This window comes from Nitrospirillum guanabarense, assembly GCF_034653355.1.
Lineage (GTDB): Bacteria > Pseudomonadota > Alphaproteobacteria > Azospirillales > Azospirillaceae > Nitrospirillum.
Genome location: NZ_JAYEER010000002.1, coordinates 306,895 through 331,099, shown reverse-complemented (window position 1 = coordinate 331,099; position 24,205 = coordinate 306,895). Strand labels below are relative to the sequence as shown.

The window sequence follows — 24,205 nt, the reverse complement described above, 5'->3', positions numbered from 1 at the left end:
CGTAATCCGGTTACGCTATGCTGGCGCTGTCAGGAGATATCCATGACCGCCAAGCCCAAACGGGATGCCACCGCCGCTGACCGCGTCCGCCGCTATCGCCAATCCACCCTCACACCCCGTGGCATCGCCCGGGTGGAGGTGCAGACGCCCATGGCTGCTGCCGATGCGTTGAGAGCTGTCGCTAGCCGATGGCGGCAGCAGTTCAAGCAGTTGACGGCGGCGGAACCGGCGCTGGCTCGCGCCCTGTCCACCATCAACGCGCCCCGTTCCGCGCCAGTGGACGGGCCGGGCCTGGTCGCCTTGCTATTGGCTCCGGCGCCTCTTGAAGACTGGCGAGCCCATGTGGAAGCCCTCTTCGACGAGGTGTCCATGGGCACGCTGCACGATTTGGTGCTCAGCGGTTTGCTGACCTTCGAGGATTTGTATCGCGCCCTGCGGACTTGGAGAGTACCCGATGCCAGTAACGCCGCCTGGATCACCGAAATGGCGGACCTCAGCTTGGGACGTGCTGCTGCGACGCACCTTGGCGCTGATAGGCACATTGCCTGATGGGACTGTTTGGAGCTTTGGAGGCGGGACCGCCCTGGCCGTCCACTATGCTCACCGGATCAGCTACGATATTGATGCCTTTGTTGGCTCCTCCGACATTGTGCGGGCGCTGACACCGCAGCGAAATGGGACGACCAAAGCTCTGCTGGATGGGCGGACATACGAATATCCAGGCAACTATCTGAAGCTGATCTTCGCCGAAGGCGAAATCGATTTTATCGCCGCAGGGCGCCGGACGGACAATCCGGTGGTGGATTGGCTTTTCGAAGGCCATCAAGTTCCTTTGGAAACGCCTTGGGAAATCGCAACCAAGAAGATGTTCCACCGGCCGTCCAACTTCAAGGTGCGTGATATTTTTGATACGGCGGCGGTCATCGACCACCACGCCGATGAACTGCGTTTGGCATTGCCGGAAGTTGCGGATCGGGCTGTTCGTCTCATGGACCGTATAGATCTCCTGCGGCCTGTCTATGAGGCGCAGGTTCGCACCGACGTGAACCCCACGCCGGCTGGTCAGCGCTATGGCACCTCGGCGGCTGCGGATCAGGTGTTGGGCTTCCTGCGATCCGAATTCGCGACCCTTTGATCCCTTATGCCTGCACCCACCGGGTCATGTGCGGGAAGGGGGGCAGGCCGTTGTCGTCCATCAGGGCGAAGACGCCGGTGAAGCCGGTCATGCCCACGCGCGCCAGCCCGGCCAGCCCGTGGTGGGTGCCGGCCTCCAGCCACCGCTGCATGGGATGCGGGCCTTCATACGCGTCGACGTGGTAGGAACCCGGGAAGAAGACGCAGTCCAGCGGCACGCCCAGGTGCAGCGCCGCGGCGTAGGACCAGGCCTGGGCCATCAGTTCGCCCTGCTGCAGGGGGACGGACAGCAGGGGATCGGCCGGCATGCCGGGGCCGGCCTCGGCGGCGATGGCGGCGCGCATGTCCGCCTCCAGATCCCGTCCCATCCGGGCATGCAGGCGGCGGGGCAGGATGGCCATGTGCCCGGCCTCGTGCAGCAGGTCGCCGGGGCCCACCAGCGTCTCGGGATCCACATGGAGGGCGCCGGCCGCGATGTTGACGCCGGGCAGGAAGCCGCCCTGCGCTCCGGCGCCGTACCGCACCGTGAAGCCGATGTCGCGCAGGAAGCCTACGATGGGGTCCAGCGCCTCCGGATGGTATTTCACGGTCTATTTTCCCCCGCCATGGTCGGCCAGATTGTGGCGTGGGCCAGGGGGCCGCGCAAGGCGGATGGGGCGGTGGCCCTCATGTGCAGCGCAGGTTGACCTCGGCCTGGGCGCGGCGCAGCTTTTCCACCTCGTCCTTGGCGATGGGGGTGTCACGGAACATGGCGCCCCGGTCGCCCAGGCCGCCCTGTTGCATGCGCAGGATGGTGTCGGCCTTCTCATAGTCGTCGTAGGGCATCATGTCGGCGATGGTGTCGATGCCGCAGGCGCACTTGCCCAGCAGTTCATGCTTGAAGCCGTTGGACGCCAGGCAGCCGATGACGTAGTCGGCGCGCACGGCGGTGGGATAGTCGTAGCGGGGATGATGCTCCCCCTTGGCCTTGGGTTCCGCGGCACCAGCCGACACCGGCACCATGGCCAGTCCCACCAGGACCGGCATCGCCAGCAGGGACCGCGTCACGCGCATCATGGACTCCTCCCGATCTTATTATCAGGAAAGCCTAACGCAGCCACCCGGCCGCGACCATGACCGATTGGTAGTACGAAGGGGCAGGGATGGCGGGGCGGGTCAGAACCGCTTGATGCTCAACAGGTCCAGGACCAGGCGATCCCGCCACGCGTCGTCCGCCCGCGCATCCCGGGCCCGCCGGCAGGCCGCGATGGCCAGGTTCCGACCACTGTCGGGGGCGACATGGCGGACCGCCTCGGGGCATAGGCCGCGTAATTCCTCCACCACCTCGGGCGGGGGCGGCGGGGCGGCGGCCAGGAAGGCCTCCGGCCCCCGGAACTCGTCCCGGCGGAACAGGTCGATCATATAGTCGCACCCCATCTGCAGCCGTGCGGACTGGTGGGGGACGCGGCTGATCATGGGGAACAGGGGGGCGAGGTCGGGAATCACCAGGTTGGGGTAGATCTCACCGCCCCAATACGTGCCGGCGATTTCGATGAAATGGGGGATGTCCCGGATGGGCGCCAGCCCGCACTCGCGCACCGGCAGGATCTCGACCTTGGGTTTGGTGATGACGACCGTGTCGTTGGCGACGTCGGCATACAGGCTGCCGATTTGGAAGGCGTTCTGGAAATAGGTGTTGCGCAACGCGCCCCAGACGGTGCGGATGCGCCCCCCCTGGCGCAGGAAGGAGGCCAGGGCGTACTCCACCGGATGGGCGGGCTTGCGCAGGCGCCGGCTCAGGATCGTCATGGCCGCGCGCGTGATCTCCTCACAGCGGCCCAGGGGATAAGGCTTGACCGGGCTGACCGGTGGCAGCATGGGCTGCAGCTCGCCATCCACCTGTGCGCGGATGTCGGCCAGATAGACCATCAGCTGCGGCTGGATGGGCAGCACCATCCGCGCGGTCAGCCTTTCCATCGCCGGTGTCGGCGGCTCGATCTCCTGTGGCAGCAGTCTGTCCATCACGCCGCCGTCATCCGGCCCGCCGGATCAGCGCCGACCAGTCGTTGAGGGAGATGAGATGGGCGTAGGCCGCGGCCAGCCAGCCCTTGTCGCGCCAATACGCCAGCACCTCGGCCGGCAGCCGGTTCAGCTTCTCCTCGTCGATGACGCGGAAGCCGGACAGGCTGGGCGTCTCCCCGGAGGGCAGGGTGATGTCCGCTCGCCGCTCGATCAGCAGACCACCCTCCAGCAGGGCTGCGACGAAGCTGATGGTCAGCGCGTGCGATGCCTGGTATTGGCGGGCGAAATCCAGGGCCTGAAGGGTCAGGTCCGTGGGCGCGCCGTTGACGAAAAAGGGATTTTCCGTTCCCGCCACCACGGCGTCCGCGGCCTCGTCGACGCATAGGGTGAGCTGGTCCGCCTCCGCATCCTCCAGGAAGATGAAGGGATAGCGGCGGACATAGGCGGGGATGTGGACGTCCCGCTCCCAGCCGCCGTCGGCGTTCACGAACAGGTTCTTTCCCTCGCGCAGGCCCAGCAGGGCGATGGGGGCCGCGGCCTCGCCGGCGAACAGGATGGGCAGCGACCGGCAGGCGGCGGCGAACTCCCCCATCACCAGGGGAACCGCATGCGCCCCGGCGGCGAAGCCGTAATGCGTGGGCACGCGCAGGGACATGGCCTCGTCCACGGCGGCCTGCATCAGGCGCGGCTGCTTGTAGAAAAGAGGAAGCGTGGGACGGTCGGTCATGGCGTACGGCTTCTCAACAGGGCGAGGTCAACGGTTGGCGCTCAGAAGCTGCCCTCGCGCAGCAGGATGGCCATGGTCCGGCGCCAGAGATTGCCCAGCAGGCTTTCGCGCGCGCCTTCCAGCGTCACGCGGCCCCGTTCCAGGCTGGCCGGGGCGGTGTCCTCGGCCGGGGCGATCAGCACGCGGTACAGCGACTCCTCCGGCACCAGCTGGTGCTGGCTGTCCTCGCGCGCCGCGATGTCGCCGCCATAAGTGCTGGCCAGATAACGGCGGGTCAGCACGCGCGTGCTGGTGTCGTCGATATCCTGGATGCGGCCGTCCACGGCGCTGGTCACCGTCTGGTCGGGGCGGAAGCGCCCCGCGTCACCCACCGTCACCCGGTGCAGGTCGGCCTCTCGCACATAAGCTTCGATCATGGGTCGCGCCGGGTCCAGCAGCAGGCCCAGCCGCTCCTTCGCCGGCAGCCATTCGCCCGGCGAGAGCGGTTCCATCACCTCGGCCATGACGCCGGTGAACGGCGCGGTGACGGTCAACTTGGCCTTTTCCGCCTCCAGCCCGCGCAGCTCGGCCTGCGCCGTCTCCAATTCCTGCGCCGCGATGCGCTGGCGCCTGGGGTCGACGGCGGCGCTGCCGCGATAGGCGGACTCCCACTGCAGGGTCTGGATCTTCTGGCGCTGGCTGGCCAGTTTGTAATCCAGGTCGGGAGAGCTAAGGCGGAACAGCACTTGCCCCGCCGTGACGGCTTGACCGGCCTTGACCAGCACGGCGTCCACCCGGCCCGGCTGGTCCAGGAAAATCTCCATCTCCTGCGCCGCGCGCAGGATGGCCGGGGCCGTCACGGTGCTGCGCCAGGGAATGACGGCCAGGGCCAGCAGCCCCAGCGCCAGGGCCGCCGTGGTCGCGGACCGTCGGTTCCAGGTCATGGTCCCGCGCCGCCGTATCCACTCCCGCACCTCGTTCAGGGGCGGGCGCAGGATGAACCACCACACCTCCACCAGGAACAGGATGATGCCCAGCACCTTGAAGAACAGGTGATAGACCAGGGCGGCGATGCCGACGAACAGGGTGAAGCGGTAGATCCAGGTGGCGAAGGCCAGGGCGATCAGCAGGTTGCGCCGCTTGGCCGGCAGTTCCTCCGGCACCGGTTCGCCCAAATGGAACAGCCGCTCGCGCAGCCACCAGCGGCCCAGCGCGAAGGCGCGGTCGTGCAGGTTGGGCACGTCCAGCAGGTCCGACAGCAGGAAGTAACCGTCGAAGCGCATGAAGGGGCTGGTGTTGACCAGCACGGTCATGATCCAGCTGGTGGTGGCCAGCAGGAAGGCGGCCGCCTTCACCGGCCCTTCCGGTAGGAAGGACCAGGCCAGCGTGGCATAGGCGGCCAAGGTCAGTTCCGCCCCCATGCCGGCCACGCCGATGGCCAGACGCTGGCGCCGGTTGGGCAGGCGCCAGGCATCGCTGACGTCGGTGTACAGCAGTGGGTACATGACCATGAAGGCGATGCCCATGGTCTGCACCCGGCAGCCATAGCGCTTTGCGGTCAAGGCGTGCCCCAGCTCGTGCACCACCTTGGCCGCGGCCAAGCCGACGGCGCCGGTGATGAGGCCGGACGGGGAGAGGAAGCTGACGAAGGTGGTGCGGAACTGGTCCCACTGCCGCGTCACCAGATAAATGCCGAGCAAGGCGGCGGCCAGCGTCACCAGGAAGAAACCGCGGGTGAAGATCCAGGATACATAAGGCAGGGCCTGGGTCAGGAAACGGTCGGGCTTCACCAGCGGCACACGGAAGAACAGGTAGTTCTTCAGCAGCCATTGCCAGAAGCCGGGCTTGCGCATCTCCGCCTGGCGCATGAGGGTCGACACCGCCTGCGGCCCATGGCGCTGCAACAGGTTGTTCAGCGCCAGAAACTGCGAGACGGCCATGACATCATCGACGGTGACGCGCAGCGTGGTGTTGGACGCGACATCGGCGGCGATGGCCTGCGGCACCTCCAAATGCCATCGGCGCAGGATCTCGAACTCCAGCCAACCCAGCCGATAGAAGCGTCCGGCCACTTGGTCGTGCAGCGTCCAGCTGGGCGACCCATCCGCCAGGGCCGGTTCGGCCAGCAGGGTCAGTTCCTCCCGCAAGGGGGCCAGGCGCACGGGCGGGGTATCCACCGACGCGGGCGCGGCGTTCGGGACCTCACCGCTCATCAGACGCCCAGCCGCTGACGCAGCGCCGCCAGCGGGCGGCGGAACAGGTAATAGAACAGGGTGGTGCGCTGGCCGTAAATCTTGGCCGTACCTTGCAGGCCGATGCGCACCGGCGCCTGGCCGTCGTCGAAGCGCGCCTTCAGGCGATAGGCCGCCACGCCGTCCGTGCCCACCTCGGGCTGATAGGCCGCCAGGCGTACGGTGGCGTCCAGTGGGTGCTGTGGATCGATGTTCAGGAACAGCGACACCGGGTCGCCCGCGTCCATGGCGATGGCGTCGGCCACCGGCAGCTTGATCTCCAGTTCCACATCCTTGGGCTCCGCCACCATCAGGATGCGCTCGCCCTGGGTGACCGGCCGTCCGATCCAGTCGTTGACGTCGGCGAACACGGCCAGGCCGGCGCGCGGCGCGTGCACCACGATGCGTTTCAGCAGGTCCTGCACGTAGGTGACCTCGGCCATGGCCTGGTCGCGCTTGCCCTGCAATACCACAAGCTGGCCCTTGGCCTTCTCATCGAACACAGCCTGCTGCGCGGTCTGGCGGTACTCCGCCTCCGCCGCCTCCAGGGTCGCCTGGGCCACGTTCAGTCGGTTCTGCAGGCGCACCGGATCCAGCTGGAACAGCGGCTGGTCCTCGGTCACCGGCTGGTTGGGCGTCACCAGGAACTTGTCGACCACGCCGTCGAATGGCGCCCGCACCACGGTCGGGGCCTGGGGAATGACCTCCGCCGGGGCCAGGGCCGACAGGCGCACGGGGAACAGGGACAGTGCCAGCAGGCCCGCCGCGACATAGCCCAGGGTGCGCAGGGACTTCAGCCGCGCGGTGTCGCGGTGCCAGCGCCGCTGCTGCCGCGCCAGGCCGCCCCAGGCGTGGGCATAGGCGTCGCCCAGGTTTTCCAGCAACACACGCTCACCGTCCGTCCACGGCTCCTCCCGCGCGAGCAGCAGCCCGCCCAGGGGCCGCTCGTCGGGTGCCGTCAGCGGCAACCACAGGCCATGGGCCGGCAGGTATTCCGGCCACTCCTCCGCCAGATCGTCGGCCAGGTCGGCGGTGGTCAGTTCCTTGATCGCGGCGGGGTCGCCGTGTGCCGCCAGCAACCGGCAGGCGTAGCGGGCGTAGGGGCTGTCGGCGTCGGCCGAGGACAGGCCGGACACGGCCAACACCGCGCCTTCGCCCCGTTCCGTCCGCTGCCAAGCCAGCGCTTGCCGGTAGCGCACCAGACTGAAGGTGTCGTTCACCATCAGGAAGCCCAGTTCCTGCTCGCCGCGGGCATGGCGCGCACGCTTCTGCAGTTGCAGCAGCGTGGTCAGGCCGAACAGCTGCCGTCCGGCCAGTTCGGCCGCGTCCGGGCGCTGGGGCGCATCCTCCGGGGTGGGGGGCACGACGCGCATCACCCTATCCTCAGTTGGGGGCCGCGACGATGGCACGGCCGCTCATGCCCGGCAGCAGATCGGGGAACCTGCCGTCGATGACGGCGAAGACCCGGATGCTTTGCGACACGGGATCGATGCGCGGCGACAGGCGGGCGACCTTGGCCGGGTACTTGCGGCCCGTTTCCTCAATACCGATTTCCAGCGCGAAGCCGGGTTTCAACCATTTCAGCCAAGACGACGGCACCAGCATTTCCGCCTCCAGTTCCGTCGGGTCCAGGATCTCCAGCAGTTTCTGCCCTTCCGCCACCGATTGGAAGCGTTTCACGTCCACCGGGCCCATGCGGCCGGCGAAGGGGGCGGTGACCACGCAGTGCGACGCCACCTCGCGCGCCATCTGCTGCTCGGCCTCGGCCATGGCGTGCTCCGCCGCCGAGGTTTCCACCTCCAGCACGCTGATGGAATTCAAGGTGTTCAGCTTGCTCTTGACCTCGTAGGCCTTGCGGGTCGCGGTCTCTTGGGCGGCGGCCTTGGCCAGGCGCGCCCGCTGGATGCCGCAGTCGAAGGCCACCAGTTTCTGGCCCTCGCTGAAGCTGTCGCCCTCGCGCAGCGGCAGTTCGGAAATCTGCGCGGCGATCTGGGACGACAGCACCGTGCTGCGCTTGGGCACCAGCTGCGCGCGGATTTCCGGCGCGGTGTCGGCGGCCCGAGCCGTCAAGGACAGGCCCAGAACGAGCGCGGCGGACACGATCAAGCCGAAGCGGGACGGGCGGAACCAGGGACGGAACAAGGCAGCACTCGCTGTTCGTTGCAGGGGCCGGTTTTTGAAGGGTGTACGCCGAAACAAGACGGGCCGGGAGGGAGGATTCCCGCCCGGCGCCGTTTTGGCTATCGTTCTCTGGAGTTACTGCGTCAAGGCCTTGCCAGGATCATCCAGGATGGGGGCTTCGGCCGACACCGACGCCTCCGCCCCGAACATGCCGCTTTCGATGCGGCGGTTCACGGCGGAAATCGCGGTGGTCAGGGTCTTAAGCGAGTAATCCGGCACGGACTGCGGCAGTGGATCGATGCCAACGGACACATACAACGACGCCAGCGCGTTCTGCATGTCGGCATAGGCCCGGGCCCGGGTCAGTTCGGCCACGATGCGCGAGGCCTGCGCGCGCACGCGATCCACCTTGCTGGCGGCGTTGTTTTCCGACTGCGCCACCACCTGGTCGTAGATGCGCCCCTCGATGCTGTCCAGCTCGGCCGCCTCCAGATACTGCGTGCGGGCCCGGCCCAGCTGCTGCCACGCGACGTTGACCTGGGTCATCACCGCCATGGACAGGGCCAGGTTGCGCACTTCGGTCTGGTCGCGCTGGGTTTCGGCCAGACCCATGAAGTCATTGCCGGACAGCAGGTTCAGCAGACCCCACGACAGGCGCAGCCCACCCTCGGCCCAGCGCTGGTTCGTGAGGAAGGAGTTGCTGTCATAGTCCAGCCCGCCCTGGATCGACAGGTTGGGGAACAGCTTCAGGAAGGCCTTGTGCACCTCGTCCGTGGCGATGCGGCGGTTGTACGCCTGCTCGCGCAGTTCCGGACGGTTGATCAGCGCGGTGTGCTCCAGCTCGGCGACCGCCGTCTTCATTTCCGGCAGCGCGCTGGGGTTGTCCGGCAGCACCAACTGGTACTGGGTGCCCGGCGGCAGGCCCATCAGCGCGGCCAGCTGCGTCTTGGCCAATGCCAGGTCGGCCTGCAGGTTTTCCAGCTGGCGGATGATGTCGATGGTCGACTTTTCATCCCGCAGCGCGTCCAGCAGGGGGCGCAGGCGCTGCTGTTCGCCCTTGCGCGTGTCCTCCAGCGCCAGACGGGCATCGGCCAGGATGGGGTTGATGCGATCGCCGATCTTCTCCGCCGCCACGGCCTGCCAATAGGCGGCGCGGACCTGCTGGACGATGCTGTTGACCGCCGACCGGCGCTTTTCGGCCGTGGCCAGGGCGCGGTCGCCGTTCTGCCGGGCCTGGTAGTAGCTGATGCCGAAGTCCAGAACGCTCCAGCTCAGCTGCAGGTCGGCGGTGCCGGACCGGCGATCGCTGGAGATGGAGGGTTCCAGCGACTGCTTGCCGGTCAGGATGGAGTAGGAGGACGAGGCCAGCTCGTTGCTGCGCGCCGTGAGGCCGCCATCCACCACCAGCTTGGGCAGCAGGTCCCAGCGGGAAACGTCGATCTGACGGTTGGCGATGGCCTGGTCCATCAGCGCCAGCCGGTGGTCCAGGTTGTACTTGATCGCCCGGGCGATGGCCTCGTCCAGCGACACGGCGACCGTCACCGGGTCGACGCGGTCGCGCACCAGCTTCAGCGCCTCATTGGCGCGGGTCTGGTTCTCCTCCGGGGTCAGGGGGCGGGGGGCGACGGAACACCCCGCCAGCAAGGCCACCAAGGCTCCGGCGACAATGGGCGTCGCCACGGTGCGCGGACGGGTGCGCCGCACCGGCGCGGAATAAGGCAAGGACGTCATGGAGCCTCAGGCGGTCGTGGTGGTGGAAGCGTGATGGGCGGGGATGGCCGGGCCGTGCTGCGGGGCGTCGCCACCGAACACGTCCAGCAGGCTGGCGAGGAGGGACACGGCGTCATCGACGACGCCGTGGTGCGGGGCGGCGCCGAAGGTGCCGGTACCGAAGCCGACGGCCTTCTGCGCCTGGGCGGCGGCCTGCAGCTGCGCCGTCAGCGACAGCTTGCCCGCCGGCGCCTTGCCGGGGCCGTTGGCGATTTTGGCGGCCAAGTCCCGGCCCGTCGCGTCATGGCCGCCATAGGCCGCCAGCTGCACCGGGTTCAGGTCGGCCGGCACGGCCGTCGCCGGGTCATTGGCGGCATGCTGCTGTGGGGCGCGGTTGCCCGGACTTTGCTGTCCACCCTGGCCGCCGGGCCCGCCGGTGCCGTTCTGCTGCTGGCCCACCGACATGTTGAACTTGGCCTCGGCGACGTTGCCGTTGCTGTCGCGCGCCGTGACGGTGATGGCGATGTTGCCGTTCTCGCCCGCCGGCGGCTGGCCGCTGAAGGTGCCGTTGGCGGGGTTGAAGGTCAGCCACGCCGGCAGCGGTTCGCCGTTGGCTTGGCGCGCGTCCAGCGTCACCTGCGGATCGCTGCTCTGGAACGTGCCCTGCGGCAGCTGGAAGGTCACCTGCTGGCCGGCGGTGGCCACTTGGTTGCTGACCTGGTTGGCCAGGGTGAGGGTGGTGGTGCCGCTGGTGGCCGATGTGACGGAAACCACGCCGCTGCTGGCGCTGATGACGGTGGTGGTCGTGGTCGTCGCGACGGTGGGGGCGGTCGTGGGCGTCGTCGTGGCCGTCGGGGCGGTAGCCGCCGTGGAACCGGCCGTCGTCGGGGCCGCGACCGTGTTGGTGGCCGGGGTGCTCGGGGTGCTCGTCGTCCGGCTGGTGCTGGACGTCGTGGTGTCGGCTGTCAGCGCCGTGGTGACGCTGGTGGTGGAGGTCGAGGACGTCGTGGTGCTGGTGGACGTCGTCGTGCTGGTGCTGATGACGCTGTTGCCGCTCAGGCCGGCGTTGGGCGTGCCACTGACGCCGGCATTGCCCGTGCCCGCCGTCTGGGTCAGGGCGACAGTGGTCGTGGTGCCGGTGGCGGCGACCGTGGGCGTCACGATCAGCGAGGTGGTCGACGTGGTCGTCGGCGCCGTCGTGGTCGTCGTGGTGGTGGTCGTCGTCGTGGTCGTCGCGGGGGGCTGTGGCACCACCACCGGGTTGATGGTCACGCCGATGATGCCGCTGGCCGTTTTGGCGCCGCCCACCCGGGTCGTGCCGCCATCGCTGACGGTCACGGTGATGATGTCGTTGCCGGTGGTGGCGGGCGTCAGGTTCAGGGTGGCCAGGGTGGCGTTCACGTCGGCCACGCTGCCCCGGACGATGACCGTGCCCGTGCCGTTGCCGGTCAGGGTGGCGGCGCCGGAAGCGGCCATGACCAGCTGGCCGTCGAAGCCATCCTTCACCAGGACGCTGATGGTGCCGCCCGTCAGGGTGTCGCTGACGCTGATGCCGGTGATGGCCTGGTTGCCGGTGGCGGACAGGTTCTGGGCGCCGGGCAGGGTCAGGATGGGGGTGTCGTTGCCGGTCAGGGCGACGGCGATGGTGCGGACGGCGGACTTCACGCCGCCGATGCGGTTGGTGCCGCCATCGCTGACGGCCACCGTGATGGTGTCGGTGTCGGTACTGGTCGCGGTGGTGGCGTAGGTCAGGCTGGCCAGGGTGGCGTTCACATCCGCCACGCTGCCGGTGACGGAAACCACGCCACTGCCGTTGCCCGACACCGTGGCGCCGCCGGAAGCGGTGACCGTGACGTTGCCGTTGCCGGCCAGCAGGGCCACCGTGACCGTGTTGCCCGACAGGGTGTCGCTGACGCTGATGCCGGTGATGGCGTGGGCGTTGGTGTCGTTGTAGCTCTGCGCGCCCGGCACGGTCACCACCGGGGTGTCGTTGCCGGTCAGGCTGACGGCGATGGTCTGGACGGTGGACTTGGCCCCGCCGATGCGGGCGGCGCCGCCGTCGTTGGCGGTCACCGTGATGGTGTCGCCGCCGGTGGCCGTGGCGGTGGTGGCGTAGGTCAGGCTGGCCAGGGTGGCGTTCACGTCGGCCAGGCTGCCGCTGATGGTCAGGCTGCCGGTACCGTTGCCGGCCAGGGTGGCGGCGCCTGACGCCGTGGCGGCGACGTTGCCCTGGGTGGCCGTCACGGTGGCCGTGACCGTGGTGCCGGTAAGGGTGTCGCTGATGCTGACGCCGGTGATGGCGTGGGCGTTGGTGTCGTTATAGCTCTGCGACCCCGCCACGGTCAGGACCGGGGTGTCGTTGCCGGTCAGGTTGATGGTGATGGTCTGGACGGTGGACTTGGCGCCGCCGATGCGGTTGCCGCCGCCGTCGCTGATCGCCACGGTCAGGACGTCCGTGCCCGTGGATGTCGCGGTGGTGGCGTAGCCCAGCGTGGCCAGGGTGGCGTTCACGTCGGCCAGGCTGCCCGTGATGGACACCACGCCGCTGCCGCTGCCGGACACCGTGGCGCTGCCGGCGGCGGTGACGGAGATGTTGCCCTGGGTGGCGATCAGGGCGGCGGTGACGGTGCCGCCCTGCAGGCTGTCGCTGACACTGACGCCGGTGATGGCATGGGCGTTGGTGTCGTTATAGCTCTGCGCCCCGGCCACGGTCAGGACCGGCGTGTCGTTGCCGGTCAGGCTGACGGCGATGGTCTGGACGGTGGACTTGGCCCCGCCGATGCGGGCCGTGCCGCCGTCGTTGACGGCGACGGTGATGGTGTCGCTGCCGGTGGCCGTGGCGGTGGTGGCGTAGGTCAGGGTGGCCAGGGTGGCGTTCACGTCGGCCAGGCTGCCGGTAATGGTGACGCTGCCCGTGCCGGCGCCGGTGACGCTGGCGGAACCTGCGGCGGTGAAGCCCAAATTGCCGCGCAGGTCGGACACGGTGGCCGTGATGGTGCCGCCCTGCAGAGCGTCGCTGATGCTGACACCGGTGATGGCGTGGGCGCTGGTGTCGTTGTAGCTCTGCGCCCCGGCCACGGTCAGGACCGGCGTGTCGTTGCCGGTCAGGGCGACGGCGATGGTCTGGGTGGCGGACTTGGCGCCGCCGATCAGGCTGCCGCCGCCGTCATTGACGGTGACGGTGATGGTGTCGCTGCCGGTGGCCGTGGCGGTGGTGGCGTAGGTCAGGGTGGCCAGGGTGGCGTTCACGTCGGCCAGGCTGCCGGTGATGGTGACACCGCCCGTGCCGCCGCCGGTGACGACAGCGGAGCCCGAGGCGGTGAAGCCCAAATTGCCGTGCAGGTCGGACACGGTGGCCGTGATGGTGCCGCCGTAGGTGTCGGCCACACTGACACCGGCGATGGCGTGGGCATTGGTGTCGTTGTAGGCCTGCGCCCCGGCCACGGTCACGACCGGCGTGTCGTTGGTGGCGATGGCCACGGCGATGGTGCCGCTGGCGGACTTCGCCCCGCCGATGCGGGCCGTGCCGCCGTCGTTGACGGCGACGGTGATGGTGTCGCTGCCGGCCGTCGACAGGGTGGTGGCGTAGGTCAGGGTGGCGAGCGTGGCGTTCACGTCGGCCAGGTTGCCGGTGATGGTGACGCTGCCCGTGCCGCCGCCGGTGACGACGGCGGAACCCGCGGCGGTGAAGCTGAGGTTGCCGTGCAGGTCGGACACGGTGGCCGTGACGGTGCCGCCCGACAACGTGTCGGTGATCGCGACGCCGCTGATGGCATGGCCGGCCTGGTCGACGTAGCCCTGCGCGCCCGGCAGGGCCAGGGACGGCGTGTCGTTGCCCGTCAGGCTGACCGCGATGGTCTGGGTGGCGGACTTGGCGCCGCCGATCAGGCTGGCGCCGCCGTCGTTGACGGTCACGGTGATGGTGTCGCTGCCCGTGTCGGTCGCCGTGGTGGCGTAGGTCAGGGTGGCGAGGGTGGCGTTCACGTCGGCCAGGCTGCCGGTGATGGTGACGCTGCCCGTGCCGCCGCCGGTGACATTGGCGGCGCCTGCGGCGGTGAAGCCCAGGTTGCCGTGCAGGTCCGAGATGGTGGCGGTCACGGTGCCGCCGGCCAGGCTGTCGGTCACGCCCACGCCGGTGATGGCATGGCCGTTGGTGTCGGTGAAGGTCTGGGCGCCGGCCACGCTGACGGTGGGGGCGGCGTTGCCGGTCAGGGTGACGGCGATGGTCTTGGCGTCGGTCAGGGCGCCACCGGTGCCGGTGTTGCCGCCGTCGCTGACACCGACGGTGATGGTGTCGCTGTCGTCGGCCGTGGCGGTGGTGGTGTAGGTCAGGGTGGCCAGGGTGGCGTTCACGTCGGCCAGGGTGCCGGTGATGGTCACGCTGCCCGTGCCGCTGCCGGTGACGCCGGCGCTGCCCGAGGCTGTGACCGCCAAGTTGCCCTTGCCGGCGTCCAGCGTCACGGTCTCGATGCCGGTTCCGGCGTCGGCGTCGGCCACGCTGACGCCCAGGCCATGGCCCAGGGTGTCGGTGATGGTCTGGGCGCCCGGCACGGTTAGGACGGGCGCGTCGTTGACCGCCGTGATGCTGACCGTGCTGGTAACGGTGGCGGAGGGGGCGATGCCGTCATCCACCGACCAGCTGATGGTACGGCTGGTACGCGTGCCGCCCAGCGTCGGGTCCTGGCTGGTGGAGCTGAAGGTGATGCTGCGCAGGGCCGCCTGGTAGTTGGCCAGGGTGTCGCTGCCGGTCAGGGTCAGCACGCCGGTGCTGGCGTTGTAGCTGCCTGTGATGTTGGCCGTGCTGACGAACGTCAGCACGTCGCCGGCCACCGCGCTACCGATGGTCACCGTGGCGCTGGTCAGGTTGCTGGCGGCGCTGTCGGTCAGGGTGATGGTGGTGTCGATGGCGTTGGCGGTGCCGGCCTCGGTGTAGCTGCTGGTGCCGCCAGCCGTGGCGGTCGCGCCCTGCGCGGCGACGCTCAGCGTGCCATTGTTGGTGGAATAGGCGGTGGTGCCGCCGTTGGTGGTCGTGTCGCCCGTGTGCCGCGTGCTGCCGCTGCTGGCGGTGCCGGTGGTCTCGTCCCACGCCTTGAAGGACAGCGTGGCGGTTTCCACCGTGCTGCCGTTGGGGACGTAGCGCAGTTGGGCGGTGCTATCCAGCAACAAGCCGCCGCTCGTGGAGACGGTGCCGACACCGTACCAATTGGTGCCGTCGGTTGAGTACTGCCAGGCGCCGGCGCCGGTGAGGCCGGTCACGGCGATGCCGGAGACACCGTGGGCGTCGAGGTCACCGTGTCCGGCATCGCTCAGGATGCCGGACACGGTGACGGCGTTGCTGGTGGTGTTGACCGGCGTCGCCGGGATGGTGGAGACCGCACCGCTGCTGGGCAGGGTGGGGGCGTCGTTGACCGGGGTGATGGTGACGGTGGCGCTGGCGGTCAGCGTGGTGGTGTCCGCGCCGCCGCCGGCGGTGCCGCCGTTATCCTGGATGCTGGTCAGGGTGACGGTGCGGCCGGTGCCGGCCGTCGGGTCGTCGCTGGTGTTCTTGTAGGCCAGGCCGTTGACCAGGGCCTGGGCGTCGGTGGCGGAGAAGTCGCCGGACTTGGTGATGGTGACGGTGGCGGTGGCGCCGGTCACGCTGACGCTGATGGAATAGCCGTTGGCCGTGGTGGTGGCGGTGGTGCCGTTGGTCAGCGCCACGCTCTGGCCGTCAATGCTCAGGGTTTCCGACGCGCCGTCGGCCAGGCCGCCGACCGTCAGGGTGACGGCGTGGATGGTCTGGCCGGATTCGACCGTGCTGATGCTCGTGCCGCTGAACAGCGCGATGGCGTTGGCGCCCTCGACATAGTTGGGGTTGGTCGCCGCGGTTGTGGTCAGCGTCGGGGCGACGTTGGCGACGGTGATGGTGATGTCGTTGCCGGTGCCGCCGTTGTTGGCCACCAGCGCCTTACCGCTGCCCAGCGTGGCGCGGCCGCTGCCATCCAGGTTGTCGAACGCTGTGGTATCGGTGGTCCCGCTGCCGGTGTTGTCGATGATGGTGGCGCTATCGCCCGCGGCCGGGGCATAGCCGCCCACCGTGCTCAACGTCAGGGTGCCGGCGTTGCTGGCCCCGTCGTTCAGCAGCACGTTGCCGCCCACGCTGACCTTGTCGTTGCCGGCGCTGCTGCCGCCCAGCTGTATTTGCAGCTCGCCGCCCAGGTTCAGGTTGCCGCCGATGGTCAGCGTCCCGATGCCGTTGGCCTGTCCGGCGACGCCGGGGGCCAGGACGGCGCCACCGCGGATCGTCACGTCACCGTCGATGGCGCCGGTGCCGGCCAGCGTGGCGCCGTCCTGCACCACGACGTCGCCACCGACCTCGCCCGTCACCGTCAAGGTGCCGGCCTGGGTGCTGATGGCGCCGGTGTAAGCGGAGCCGGCACCCGCCAGCGTCAGGGTGCCCGTGCCGGACTTGCCCAGGGTGCTCGTCCCGCTCAGGGTGCCGTTCAGGGTGACGGCGTTATCGTTGGTGATCGTGCCGCCGCTGGACCCGATGGCGACATTCTGGGCGATACCCACCCCGGTCCCGGTGACCGTCAGCGTGCCGCCGTTCAGGGTCAGCGTGCCGGCGCCGATATTGTCGCCGCCGTCGATGCTCAGCGTGCCGTCCCGGACCGTGGTGCCGCCGGCGGAGGTGTTGGTGCCGCTCAGCGTCAGCTGGCCAGAGCCGATCTTGGTCAGCGAACCGGGGTTCGACCCATCCAGATCGCTGACGGCGCCGCCCGACAGGACCAGCGTGTCACCCACGCCAATATCGAAGGTGGCGCCGTTGACACCCAGTTTGACGCCTTGGGACAGGGTGACACTGGTGCCGGTCACCGCCAGCGTGCCGCCGTTCAGGGTCAGGGCGCCGCTGCCCAGGTTGCCGCTGGCGCCAATGCTCAGCGTGCCGGCCGTCACGGTGGTGGCGCCGGTATAGGTGTTGGTGCCCGACAGGGTCAGGGTGCCGGCGCCGGCCGAAGTCAGGGCGCCGCTGCCGCTGATGACGCCGGAGAGGGTGGCGGCGTTGGTGGCGCTGACGGTACCGGCGCTGGACAGCTTGATGGCGTTGCTGACGGTGACGCTGGTGCCGGTCACCGCCAGGGCGCCGCCGTTGAGCACGACCGCGCCGCTGCCCAGGTTGCTGCCGCTGGTGATGCTGAGCGTGCCGCCCAGCACCGTCGTGCTGCCCACGGCGGTGGCGGAGCCGCTATAGGTGTTGGTGCCCGACAGGATCAGGGTGCCGACGCCGGCCTTGGTCAGGCTGATGACCGAGCCTGCGGTGACGCCGCCGGAGATGACGCCGGACAGGGTCAGGGTGTTGGCATTGGTGACGCGGCCGCCGCTGGCGCCCAGGGTGATGTTCTTGGCGATGGTCACATTGCTGCCGGTGACCACCAGGCCGGCGGTGCCGGTGTTGCCCATGTTCAGGCGCAACGTGCCGCCGCCCAGGTTGGTCTGGTCGGTGATCGACAGCGTGCCTTCGGCGATGTTCAGGTTGGTGGCGCCGCCGCTGTTGCTCCCGCCCAGCACCAGGGTGCCACCGCCGACCGTGCGGCTCAGCGTGAAAGCGCCGCCCAGGGTGCCGCCGAGCGTCAGGGTGGCCCCGCTTTCGATGTCAGAGCCGCTGTCGGCCGTCAGGGTCACGTTGCCCGTGACCGTGGCGCTGCCGGTGGTTATGTAGACCGCGCCATGGGAGGACACGCCGTTGCCGGCGATGGACAGGTCGTCGGCGATGGTCACGCCGTTGCTCAGCTGCAGGGTGGCGCCGCTGGTGACGGTGGTGCCGCCGGCGCTGGTGCCCAGCGCGCCGTCGCTTCCGGCCACCAGAATGCCGGCGGAAACGGTCGTCGTGCCGGTATAGGTGTTGGCACCCGACAGGGTGATGGTGCCGCCGGTCGTGGTCAGGTTGCCGGCGCCGCTGATGACGCCCGACAGGGTCAGGGTGTTGGCGGTGCTGATGGTGCCGCCGCCGGTGCCCAGGGTGAGGTTGCCGCTGAGGGTGACGGTGGTGCCGGTGACCGTCAGGGTGCCGGTGTCCAGCGTCAGGCCGCCACCGCCCAGGTTGGTGTTGTCGGTGATGCTGAGGGTGCCGCCCGACACCGAGGTGGTGCCCGTGTAGGTGTTGGCGCCGCTAAGGGTCAAGGTGCCGGCGCCGGTCTTGGTCAGGCTGCCGCTGCCGCTGATGACGCCTGACAGGATCAGGGCGTTGGCGTCGCTGACGGTGCCGCCGCTGCTGCCCAAGGTGACGGCGTTGGTCAGGGTGACGGTGGCGCCGGTCACCACCAGCGTGCCGCCGTTCAGGGTCAGGGCGGCGGTGCTGAGGTTGGTGTTGTCGGTGACGCTGAGCGTGCCGGCCGTCACCGAGGTGGTGCCGGTGTAGGTGTTGGTGCCCGACAGGGCCAGCGTGCCCGCGCCCGCCGACGTCAGGTTTTTGGAACCCGAAATGACGCCGGACAGGGTGGCGCTGTTGGTGGCGCTGATGGTGCCGTTGGCGCTGAGGACGATGGCGTTGGCGAGGGTGACGGCGCTGCCCGTCACCTCCAGCGCGCCGCCGTTCAGGATGACGGCGCCGTTGATGGTGGTGCTGCCCAGGTTGGCGGCGTTGGTGACGCTGAGGGTGCCGGCGGACACCATGGTGGCGCCCAGGGCGCCGGTGGAGCTGGTGTAGGTGTTGGTGCCGGACAGGGTCAGCTTGCCGGCGCCGACCTTGGTCAGGCTGATGACATGGCTGAGGTTGCTGCTGACGCCGCCGGTGATGTTGCCGGACAGGGTCAGGGCGTTGGCGTTGCTGATGATGCCGCCGCTGGCGCCGAGCGTGATGTTCTTGGATATCGTGACGTTGCTGCCGGTGACCAGCAGGCCGCCGACGCCGGTGTTGCCCATGTTCAGGGTCAGCGTGCCGGTGGTCAGGTTGGTCTGGTCGGTGATCGACAGCGTGCCGACCTGGATATTCAGGGCGGTGGCCGCGGCGCTGTTGTTGGCCGTCAGCACCAGCGCGCCGTTGCCGAAGTTGTGGGTGAGCGTGAACGCGCCGGCCAGCGCCCCGCCCAGGGTCAGGGTGGCGGTGTCGCCGACGTAGATGCTGCTGGCGGCGCTCAGGGTCACGTTGCCCGACAGCGTCGCGCTGCCGGAGGACAGGTTGATGGCGCCCGAGCTGGACGTGCCGGCGCCGGCGATGGTCAGGGCATCGGCGATGGTGACGCCGTTGTCCAGCTGCAGGGTGGCGCTGCTGGCCACGGTGGTGGAGCCGGTGCTGCTGCCCAGGGCGGCGCTGCTGGCGGCCTCCAGCGTGCCGGCGCTGATGGTGGTGGTTCCGGTGTAGGTGTTGGTGCCCGACAGGGTCAGCGTGCCGGTGCCGGCCTTGGTGATGCCGCCGTTCAGGGCGATGCCGTCCTGGATGACGCCGGAGAAGGTGGTGGAGGTGTTATCCCCGCCCAACGTCAGCGAACCGCCGTTCAGCGTCAGCGTGCCGGCGCCGTTCAATGAGCCCACGGTCTCATCGCTGGCTTGCAGTATCAAGGTGGCGCCCGAAGCGACCGACACGGCGCTGCTGTCGCTGATGGCGCTGCCGCTGGACACCATGATCTCGCCAGCGCTGATGGTGGTGGCGCCGGTGTAGGTGTTGGTGCCCGACAGCTCCAGAGTGCCCGCGCCGGCCTTGGTCAGGCCGCCGGTACCGGTGATGGCGCCGGAAAAGATGGTGTCGTCGGTGCTGGCCTCGTTCACCGTCAGCGTGTTGGTGCTGAGGGTCACGGTGCCGGCGCCGGTCAGCGAGCCGATGGTCTCGTTGGCCGCCAGGGCCAAGGTGGCGCCGGAGGCCACGGTCACGGCGCTGGTGTCGGCGACGGCGCTGCCGCCGCTGAGTGTGACGGTGCCGGCCGAGATCGTCATGGCGCCGGCGAAGGTGTTGGTGCCGGACAGGGTCAGGCCACTGCCGCCGGTGGTGCCGGTGGTCAGCGTCAGCGTCTTGCCGGCGGTGCCCGACACGACGCCCGACAGGGTGGCGGCATTGCCGCTGGCCACTTGGACGGTGGAACTGGCGCTGACGAGGATGTTGTTGGTGATGCTGGCGGCGCCGTTGATCAGCAGGGTGCCGCCGGCCAGGGTGACGCTGCCGCTGCCCAGGCTGCCGGCGCCGGCGATGTTGAGGATGCCGGAGGTGACGGTGGCGTTGGTGTAGGTGTTGCTGGTGCCGCTCAGGATCACCGAGGCGTAGGTGCCGCCGGTGAGCTGCGAGGTGATGTTCAGGCTGCCGTTGCTGACCACGCCCGAGAAGGTCAGGTCCTTGCCGGCGCCCAGTTGGTCATTGATGCTGCGCGTACCGCCACCCAGGTCGACGGTGCCGGTGAACGTCATGCCGAAGCTGCCGGCCAATAACAGATTGCCGTTGATCACCAGGTTGTTGGACAGGGTGTAGGCGGCGGTGGTGCTGCGGATCTTGCCGCTGTTGAAGGTCAGGGTGCCGGTGCCGATGGCATTGGCCGACGAGATGTCGAGGATGCCGCCATCCACCGTGATGCCGCCGGAGAACGACGAGCTGTTGCCCGTGAGCTTGATGGCGTTGCCGGCGGTCGTGCTCTTGGCGTCCAGCGCACCGCTGCCGCTGATGGCGCCGCTCAGGGTGACGGAGCCGCTGGTGTAATCGATGGTGCCGCCGCCGGAATTGACCGTGATGCCGATGGAGCTGGAAATCACCGCCGTGGACTTCAGCGTGCCGCCGTCCAGGGTCAGCGACGCCGTGGAACCCATGGCGCCCAACGCCAACGTGCCGCCGGCCACCGTGGTGGCGCCCGTGTAGGTGTTGGTGCCCGACAGGGTCAGCGTGCCCGCCCCGGTCTTGGTCAGGGCGCTGCCGGTGCCCGAAACCCCGGCGGAAATGGTCAGCGTGTCGCCGCTGCCCACCGAGAGGGTACCGGCGCCGCCCAGCGCCAGGCCGCCGCTGGTGGCGGCGATGGTCAGGCTGCCCGCCGTGGTGGGCGCGTATTTCAGGGTGTCGCCGGCACCCAGCGTGACGCCGGTGGCCAGCGTGATGGTGCCGGTGACGCTGTCGCCGATGACGACGGTGTCCGTCCCCGTCTGGGTGACGGACCGGGCCAATGCCTCGCGCAGGCTGAAGCCGTCGGCGGCGGCACCGCTGGTCTGGTCGCTGGCGGTGGTGACGTAGATGGTGGAACTGGTCACCGTCACGTCGGCGTTGGTGGTGTTGCCGTTGCCGTCGCTCAGGGCATAGCGGATGGTGGCATCGCCATAGGGGGTGGCGTTGCTGTACTGGATGGCGTGGATCAGCGCCGCCACGTCCGCGCTGGTGGCGCTGGCGGTGAGGCTGATGGTCAGCACGCCGCCGGTGTTGGTGAAGGTCAGCGCGTGGCTGTTGACCGTGACCGTGCCGCCGCTGGCGCTGACGCTGTTGTCAAAGCTGAACACGTCGTTGGTGGTGGCGTCGGCGGAGCCGGAGGTCACGCGTTGCACCACCAGGCTGCCGCCGGCCCAGCCGGCCGTGTCGTTCTCCGCGTCGCTGACCGAGGCGGTGGTGCTGGAATCCAGCCGGATGGCGGTGCTGGCGTCCACCCAGGCGGCGGTGTCGCCGGCCAGGTTGGTTATGACCGGCGCGGCGTTGGGGGCGGTGGTGGAGACGCTGACCTTCGTCGCCGTCGCCTGCAGGTTGCCCACGGTGTCCTGGGCCACGACGTACACGTCGTACGCCGTGCTGGTGGTCAGGCCGGTGATGCTGAAGCTGCCGTCGAAGCTGGCGCCCGTCGCGGCCATGTTGCCGGATTTCAGCACGGTGACGGCGGAATAGTTGGCGGCGGCCTTGACCTGGGCCGCCGTGGGCGCCGCGGCGCCGCTGGCCACCACGATGTAATAGAACGTGCCGGCTTGGTCGATGCTGCCGCCCAGCGTGAAGCCGCTGCTGCCGACGTTGGAGGTCGCCGGGCCGACGTCGAACGTGGGGGGGACGTTGTCGACGGTGGCATTGGTGGTGTCGGCGGTGGTCTTGGTGTTGCCGGCGTTGTCGGTGGCGGTGATGGAGACGTTTTTGTTGGTGCCGTCGATGGAACCGGCGACGATGGTGTAGGTCGCGGTCCAGGTGCCGCTGCTGTTGGTGGCCGTCACGGCGCTGCCGCCGCCGAAGGCGCTGAAATCCACCGTCGCGCTGCTGATGGTATCGCTGTTGAGGTCGCCGCCGGTGGTGCTTTTCCAGGTGGCGGTGACGGTATCGCCGATCTTGTAGACGCTACCGGTGCCGGTGGCGCCGCTGATGGAGATATTGGCGTCGGTGACGGTGGGGGCGACGTTGTCGACGGTGGCGTTGGTGGTGTCGGCGGTCGTGGTCGTGCCGCTGCCGTTGGTGGCGCTGACGGAGACGTTCTTGCTGGTGCCGTCGATGCTGCCGGCGACGATGGTGTAGGTGGCGGTCCAGACGCCGCTGCCGTTGTCGGTGGCCGTCACGGCGCTGCCACCGCCGAAGGCGGTGAAGTCCATCGTCACGCCGGTGACGCCGCTGTTGTTATCGCCGCTGGCGCCGTTGTTCCAGGTGGCGGTGACGGTGTCGCCGATCTTGTAGGCGCCACCGGTGCCGCTGGCGCCGCTGATGCTGATCTTGGCGTCCGTGACCGTTGGGCCGGGCGCGGTGATGGTCAGGCTTGCGGTGTCCGTGGCGGTGGAGAAGGCGCTGCTTCCGCCGTTGGTGGCGGTGGTCACCTTGCTGCCGGCCGTGCCGCTGCTGCCGTCCCAGGCGCGGAAGGTGATGGCGGAGCTGATGGTGCCGGTGAAGGTGCCGTTGGTCTTGAAATAGAGGCGGGTATTGGCGTCGGCCGTCAGCAGCAGCGCGGAGGTGGCGCTGACGGTGCCGACGGCGGTCCAACTCGTGCCGCCGTTGGTGGTGTAATACCAGGTGCCGTTGGTGGCGTCCGTCAGGGTGACGGCCAGGCCCGGCGTGGTGCCGCTGTCCGTGTCGCTGAAATTGCTGACGCCGCTGGTGTTGACCAGGCTGGATACCAGGGTGCCGACGGCCCCGCTGGGGTTGCCGGTGCTGGTCGACAGCTCGGAATTGAAGGCTGGCGACTTGCTGGCGTCCAGCACCGGTGCCGCGTTGGCCGGAACACAGAAGGGGCTCGTGGCCTGGAAAGTGGCCAGCGTCTCCGCATAGGCGAATTTGCCGTTATGAGTTACAGCGTTGTTTGGATACGTCAATGATGCGTAGACGAATCCCGTGGTGTTGGGGTCATAGTACGCAACAAGGGTGCCGGTGGTAATGGAACTGCCGTGGGCGTCGGTTGACACACTCACGCTGTAAAGCCGAGTGACTCCGAAATACGCTGCCGTGGTACAGCCCAGGCAATGGTCCAAATTCTCCATACCGGCGACGGTGAACGGCAGTACGGTATCGATGGCTTTGCCGGTGGTGTATTCCAAAACCCAGTCACCGCCCAGCGCCGCCGGGCCGGTGCGGTCTGTGGAGGCGGCGACGTCGATGTCGTTGCCCAGATAGCGGGCGAAATCGTTGACGAACTGCTTGCCCTTGTCGGTCTCGGCGACGGAACAGCCCAGCAGCAGGAAGTCGCCGCCCGTCTTGAGGGAGGCGCCGATGGCCGCCAAATCGGTGGCGCGGCTGGCCAAGTCGCCATCCGTCAGGACATGGTTACCGCCCAGGATGAGGCCGCCGTCGCCGCCCTCGGTCACCAGGATGACGGTGTCCAGGTTCTTGTAGGCGGACAGCGCCTCGGCGATGCCGTGGACGGTGCGCTGGCCTTCGCCCAGCAGGATGACGGGCACGGACGGGTCCATGCCGGCGATCAGGGTCTGATAGTCCGCCACGCTGGTGTCGACGATAACCACCTCATGCACGGCGGTCGTGGTCGTAGCGGGCACGACCGTGGTGGCGGTGCTGGTATCGGCCACCTTGGAGGTATCGGTGGTGGCGGTCTTCGCGGTGTCGGTGGTTTTCGTCGTATCGGGCGTGGCGCCAGCCGTCGCATTGGCCCCCGAATTGGTCGAGGGTGAGGTGCCGTCGGCCGTCGCCTTGGCGCCGGTGTCGGTGGCCGTCGCCGCGGCGGCCTTGGCGGCCGCGTCCAGCAGGGCGGCGCTGGCCGCCGCGTCGTTGTGCGTATCCGCCGTGGCCGTCGTGGCCGTCTTGGTGACCGTCGCCGCCGTGGCGGCGGCGGCGGCGTCGAACATCATGCGGGGCTCAAGGGCCAGGCGCAGGGCGCGCGGGGCGTTCTTGCGGGCCTGGGTCGTTTTCACCGGGGGGCGTGAACCGTCGGGCATGGCGTGTACTCACCAA

General features: G+C 69.0%; 11 protein-coding genes. 2 read left to right on the top strand and 9 right to left on the bottom strand.

Features of this window, described 5'->3' with window-relative positions:
* The first annotated feature begins 42 nt into the window (after positions 1 to 42).
* Both UAA55_RS08090 and UAA55_RS08085 read left to right on the top strand, forming a co-directional pair.
* Positions 43 to 549, top strand: coding sequence for a hypothetical protein (locus UAA55_RS08090; protein ID WP_322952172.1), 507 nt, complete (start codon positions 43 to 45; stop codon positions 547 to 549).
* Positions 506 to 1,135 carry a nucleotidyl transferase AbiEii/AbiGii toxin family protein gene (locus UAA55_RS08085; RefSeq protein ID WP_322952171.1) on the top strand — a complete coding sequence of 210 codons (630 nt, stop codon included), beginning with the start codon at positions 506 to 508 and terminating at the stop codon, positions 1,133 to 1,135. Before UAA55_RS08090 ends, UAA55_RS08085 begins: the two co-directional genes overlap by 44 nt.
* A 4-nt stretch (positions 1,136 to 1,139) precedes the next feature.
* On the opposite strand, the gene UAA55_RS08080 is transcribed toward UAA55_RS08085, so the two are convergent.
* From UAA55_RS08080 to UAA55_RS08040, 9 genes are all read right to left on the bottom strand, one after another.
* Positions 1,140 to 1,721 (bottom strand): hypothetical protein, encoded by a 582-nt coding sequence (locus UAA55_RS08080; protein ID WP_322952170.1) that lies wholly within the window; start codon positions 1,719 to 1,721, stop codon positions 1,140 to 1,142.
* Positions 1,722 to 1,800: 79 nt separating this feature from the next.
* On the bottom strand, positions 1,801 to 2,190 hold the full coding sequence (locus UAA55_RS08075) for a hypothetical protein (RefSeq protein ID WP_322952169.1): 390 nt from the start codon (positions 2,188 to 2,190) through the stop codon (positions 1,801 to 1,803).
* A 99-nt stretch (positions 2,191 to 2,289) separates the two neighbouring features.
* Entirely contained in the window at positions 2,290 to 3,138 is an 849-nt protein-coding gene (locus tag UAA55_RS08070) for a hypothetical protein (RefSeq protein WP_322952167.1), read from the bottom strand.
* Between the two features lie 7 nt (positions 3,139 to 3,145).
* Positions 3,146 to 3,862: a SapC family protein gene (locus UAA55_RS08065; protein WP_322952166.1), complete on the bottom strand. Its 717-nt coding sequence runs from the start codon at positions 3,860 to 3,862 to the stop codon at positions 3,146 to 3,148.
* A 41-nt stretch (positions 3,863 to 3,903) separates the two neighbouring features.
* A complete protein-coding gene (locus tag UAA55_RS08060) occupies positions 3,904 to 6,054 on the bottom strand; it encodes an HlyD family efflux transporter periplasmic adaptor subunit (RefSeq protein WP_322952165.1) in 2,151 nt (716 codons plus the stop codon).
* Positions 6,054 to 7,445: an efflux RND transporter periplasmic adaptor subunit gene (locus tag UAA55_RS08055; protein WP_322952164.1), complete on the bottom strand. Its 1,392-nt coding sequence runs from the start codon at positions 7,443 to 7,445 to the stop codon at positions 6,054 to 6,056. Before UAA55_RS08055 ends, UAA55_RS08060 begins: the two co-directional genes overlap by 1 nt.
* A gap of 10 nt (positions 7,446 to 7,455) precedes the next feature.
* Complete coding sequence (locus UAA55_RS08050; protein WP_322952163.1) at positions 7,456 to 8,214, bottom strand: efflux RND transporter periplasmic adaptor subunit; 759 nt, start codon at positions 8,212 to 8,214, stop codon at positions 7,456 to 7,458.
* A 114-nt stretch (positions 8,215 to 8,328) separates the two neighbouring features.
* A complete protein-coding gene (locus tag UAA55_RS08045) occupies positions 8,329 to 9,924 on the bottom strand; it encodes a TolC family protein (protein ID WP_322952162.1) in 1,596 nt (531 codons plus the stop codon).
* A 6-nt stretch (positions 9,925 to 9,930) separates the two neighbouring features.
* Entirely contained in the window at positions 9,931 to 24,189 is a 14,259-nt protein-coding gene (locus tag UAA55_RS08040; protein ID WP_322952161.1) for an autotransporter-associated beta strand repeat-containing protein, read from the bottom strand.
* Between the last annotated feature and the right edge of the window lie 16 nt (positions 24,190 to 24,205).